Here is a 4163-nt window from a genome sequence, read left to right on the forward strand (position 1 = left end):
GCCGCGCCCGCCACTTTCAGACAGGAATGATGATGACTCTGGACGTAGTTGCATTGACGCAGGCGATGGTGCGCATTCCCAGCCTATCGGGCAAGGAAGGCGAGATGGCGGCGCTGATGGCCGCGACCATGCGCGAGGCGGGCTTCAGCTCGGTTACGACCGATAGCAATGGCTCGGTGCTGGGCTTGATCGGCCCCGAGGATGCGGACGTGGCGCTGTTGTTCGACGGGCACATGGATGTGGTGCCGGTGGCGGGCGAGTGGCGCTTCGATCCATTCGGCGCCGAGATCTGGGATGGGCGGCTGTATGGGCGCGGCAGCACCGACATGAAGGGCGGCATCGCCGCGGCGATTTGCGGCGTGGCGGAGGCCGCGCGGGATGGCTTGAAGCGCCGCGTGGCGGTGTCGGCCAGCGTGCTGGAGGAAGTCATCGAAGGGCATGCGCTGGCTTCGGTGCTGGACATCTGCGCACCGCAGGCGGTGGTCATCTGCGAGCCCTCGAAATTGCAGATCAAGGCGGGGCAGAAGGGACGGGTGGAGTTGCTGCTGACCTTCCACGGCAAGCCGGCCCATGCCGCGACGCCGCACATCGGCGTCAACCCCTTGCATGCCGCGGCCCGGGCGCTGGCTGTCCTGGAGAGCTTGCCTTTGCCGCATGATGAGGTGCTGGGCCAGGCGCTGCTGGTGCCGACGGATATCGTGTCGCATCCTTACCCGTCGATTTCCATGATTCCGATTTCGACGACGATACGCTTTGACCGGCGCACCGTGTCGGGCGAAAGCCTGGAGGACGTGCTGGCGCAGATCCGCGGGCATCTGGCCGCCCATGGCCTGTCCGATTTCACCTTGCGGGTCAGCGAGGACCAGGTGGCGACCTATACCGGGCAGCATGCCACGCCGCCGCGCTGGTTGCCGGGTTGGCGTTGCGATGCGCAGGCCAGCTTGTTGCAGGCCGCGCGCACGGCGGTCAGCGCCAGCGGCCGGGATCCGGTGGTGGGCAGCTGGGCATTCTGCACCAACGGGTCGGAATCGGCCGGACGCCGCGGTATCCCGACGATAGGATTGGGGCCGGGCAATGAAGAGGATGCCCACACGATCGACGAATCCATTGCGCTGGAGCAGCTGGAAGGCGCGCGCGACATTTATCGGAGCCTGGTGCGCGCCGTCTGCGGCTGAGGCGTCTGCATGCCGGGCAGGCGGGCCAGCCGGTCGTTCAGGAAGTCGATCAGCAGCCGCGCGCGCAGCGACTGGTAGCGGCGCGACGGGTAGATGAGGAAGGCCTCTTGCGGCGTGGCGCTCCATTTGGGCAGGACGCGCAGCAGTTCGCCGCTGGCGACCAGGTCCTGCACCAGCCACGCGGGGCACAGCCCGATGCCGGCGCCCATGGCCAGGCTTTCGCGGATGGCCAGGGCGTTGTTGACGCGGAAGCGCCCCTGGGTCCGGACCGTGGCGAGGGTCGCGCCCTGGTGCAGTTCCAGGGTGTCGCCCGTGGCCAGCCAGGCAAAGCGCACGTATTCGTGCGCGGCCAGGTCGCGGGGTGCGCGGGGCTTGCCGCGCTGCGCCAAGTAGGAGGGGGCTGCCACCAAGTAGCGCGGCGATTCGGCCGCCTTGCGCGCGATGGCGTTGGGCGGCAGGTTGCCGCCCAGGCGCAGCGCCACGTCCACGCCTTCTTCCACCAGGTCCACGAACCGGTCGTTGAGGATCAGTTCGACCTGGATGTCGGGATACTCGTCCAGGAACTCGCGGACCAGCGCATTCAGCCGGAACTGGCCCAGCGCCACGGGCGCGTTGATGCGCAGGAAACCGGCCGGTTTCTCGGTCTGGCCGCGGGCGTCGGCGACGGCTTCCGAGTATTCCTCCAGCACGCGGGTGGCGCGCTCGTAGAAGCGTTTGCCTTGTTCGGTGGGCACGACGCGGGTGGTGCTGCGTTCCAGCAGCCGCACGTTCAGGTCTTTTTCCAGCGCGGCGACGATCTTGCTCAGGGCCGGCTGGCTTAGCGCCTGTTCGCGGGCGACGGCCGATAGGGTGCCCAGCTCCACGGCGCGGACGAAGGCCCGCATGGCGCGCAGGGTGTCCATGGTCATTCCTTTTTGGAAGAAGTGGTATGCAGTTTAGGGTTCTACCGGTGGAATTGGGAAGAACCTATTGTGACGTCACTTTCCCTTTTTCAGGAGTCGTCATGAATCGCTTCAATCTTCTTTCCCTGGTTTCGGCCGCTGCGTTGGCCGGTGGCTTTTCGGTCCTGGCCTCGTCCGCCGCCATCGCGGCGCAGCCTCCTGTTCAGGCCGATGTAGCGCATTCCAGCTGGGTCAGTTCCTGGTTCGCCAGCCCGCAACCGCTGTGGGAGGATGCTTTCGTGCTGCCCACGGAGATGCCAGCCGAATTGCGCGGCCAGACCTTGCGTCAGACCTTGATGCTCAGCGTGGGCGGACCGCGCTTGCGGGTGGTGTTGTCCAACCGGTATGGCACTCAGCCCCTGGAGATCGGGGCGGCCAGCGTTGCCTTGGCCTCCGGCCCTTCAAAGATCAGTCCAGCGTCCAGCCGCGGGCTGGCTTTTGGCGGGCGGCCGAGCGTGACGGTGGCGCCGGGCGCGCAGGTCGTCAGCGATCCGGTGGACCTGCCGGTAGCCGCGCTGGCCGAGCTGGCCGTCAGCCTTTACTTTCCGCAGGCGACGCCGGTGACGACTTTCCATTGGGGCGCGCAGCAGACCGGCGCCCTGGTGCGGGGCGATGCCACGGGGGCGGCGGAGCTGCCTGATGCGCAGGCGTTGCAAGGCCGGGCCTTCCTGGCGGGGATCTGGGTCGAGAGCCCGTCGCGCGCGCCGGTGGTGGTGGCTTTTGGGGATTCCTTGACCGATGGCAATGGCTCGACGCCCGGGGCCAATCGCCGCTGGCCGGATTTCCTGGCCCGCCGCCTGGCGCCGCAGGGCATGGGCGTGGCGAACGCGGGCATTTCGGGGGCGAGGGTCTGGGGCGACAAGATGGGCGTGAACGCGATGGCGCGCTTCGATGCCGATGTGCTGTCGCAGCCCGGCGTGCGCACGGTGGTGATGATGATGGGCATCAATGACATCGGCTGGCCGGACAGCGGTTTCGCGCCGGCGGAAGCGCCCATGACGGCGGCAAGATTGACCGAGGGCTACCGGCAACTGGCGGAGGCTGCCCGCCTGCGCGGCGTGCGCATCGTGGGAGGCACCATCGCGCCGTATGAAGGTTCGCTGCATGGCACGCCGCTGGCGGGCCACTACAGTCCGGCGAAGGATGCGGTGCGGCGGGATGTGAACCGCTGGATCCGTGAAAGCGGCGTGTTTGATGCGGTGGTGGACTTTGATGCGGTGCTGCGTGATCCGGCGCATCCGGGCCGGCTGTTGCCCGCCTACGATTCGGGCGACCATCTGCATCCCAACGATGCCGGCTACCAGGCCATGGCGCAGGCGCTGGACATGGCCACGCTGTTGGGCGATTGAGCGCTGCGTGGAAGCCTCAATGGAAATTCCGGCTCTGGGTGTTCAACCCGCCCAGCAGCTCGGACAAATCCACCAGCCGCTGCGCGATCAGGTGGCGCACGCCGTCCACGCTTTGCCAGGACCCATAGACGCCCAGCAGCGCGGCGCCCAGCAGTTCGCGGCGCTGGCGTTCTATGAGTTCCGGACGCACGACCACGTTGACGGGGCCGGTCTCGTCTTCCAGCGTGACGAAGATCACCCCCTTGGAGGTCTGCGGACGCTGGCGCACGGTGACGATGCCGCAGGCGCGCGCCACGCGCTTGTCGGGGTAGCCGTTCAACACCGAGGCGGGCTGGAAGTTGCGCGCCGCCAGTTGGGGGCGCAGCAGCGCCACGGGGTGGCTGTGCAGGGTCAGGCCCACGCTGCGGTAGTCGGCCGCCACGGTCTGGCCCTCGGAAGGGGCGGACAATTGCGGCGCCTGGGTTTCCTGGATGGCGGCGTCGCGCAGCAGGTCGTGGCTCTGCACGCTGGCGGCGGCTTCCCAGCTGGCCTGGCGGCGATGGCCGGCCAGGGTGCGCAGGGCGTCGCCGGCGGCCAGGGCGTTCAGGTCGTGGCGGGTGAGGGCGGCGCGGCGGGCCAGGTCGCCGGTGTCGGCAAAGGGAGCGGTGGCGCGCGCGGCCTCGATGCGCCGGGCCGCGTCCTCGCGCATGCCCTGGATC

The 4163-nt window shown here is 68.4% G+C and carries 4 protein-coding genes; 2 read left to right on the top strand and 2 right to left on the bottom strand.

Annotation, left to right across the window (positions count from 1 at the left end; all coding sequences use genetic code 11):
• Positions 1-32 precede the first annotated feature (32 nt).
• A complete protein-coding gene (locus VIR09_RS26635; RefSeq protein ID WP_414639469.1) occupies positions 33-1175 on the top strand; it encodes a YgeY family selenium metabolism-linked hydrolase in 1143 nt (380 codons plus the stop codon).
• Here the strand turns inward: VIR09_RS26635 and VIR09_RS26640 are convergent.
• Entirely contained in the window at positions 1142-2077 is a 936-nt protein-coding gene (locus VIR09_RS26640) for a LysR family transcriptional regulator (RefSeq protein WP_332015590.1), read from the bottom strand. The genes VIR09_RS26635 and VIR09_RS26640 overlap by 34 nt on opposite strands.
• A gap of 101 nt (positions 2078-2178) precedes the next feature.
• On the opposite strand from VIR09_RS26640, the gene VIR09_RS26645 reads away from it, so the two are divergent.
• Positions 2179-3465, top strand: a complete 1287-nt coding sequence (locus VIR09_RS26645) for an SGNH/GDSL hydrolase family protein (protein ID WP_332015591.1) — start codon at positions 2179-2181, stop codon at positions 3463-3465.
• A gap of 16 nt (positions 3466-3481) precedes the next feature.
• On the opposite strand, the gene VIR09_RS26650 is transcribed toward VIR09_RS26645, so the two are convergent.
• The coding region (locus VIR09_RS26650) for an OB-fold nucleic acid binding domain-containing protein (protein WP_332015592.1) at positions 3482-4163 on the bottom strand (682 nt) is incomplete at its 5' end.

Source organism: Achromobacter sp. (genome assembly GCF_036567245.1).
In the GTDB taxonomy this organism is placed as follows: Bacteria; Pseudomonadota; Gammaproteobacteria; order Burkholderiales; family Burkholderiaceae_B; genus Achromobacter.

Excerpts from the sequence above, each read along its gene's own strand:
- VIR09_RS26640 (WP_332015590.1), bottom strand. The coding sequence starts at position 2,077 with ATGGACACCCTGCGCGCCATGCGGGCCTTCGTCCGCGCCGTGGAGCTG.
- VIR09_RS26635 (WP_414639469.1), top strand. The coding sequence starts at position 33 with ATGACTCTGGACGTAGTTGCATTGACGCAGGCGATGGTGCGCATTCCC.
- VIR09_RS26645 (WP_332015591.1), top strand. The coding sequence starts at position 2,179 with ATGAATCGCTTCAATCTTCTTTCCCTGGTTTCGGCCGCTGCGTTGGCC.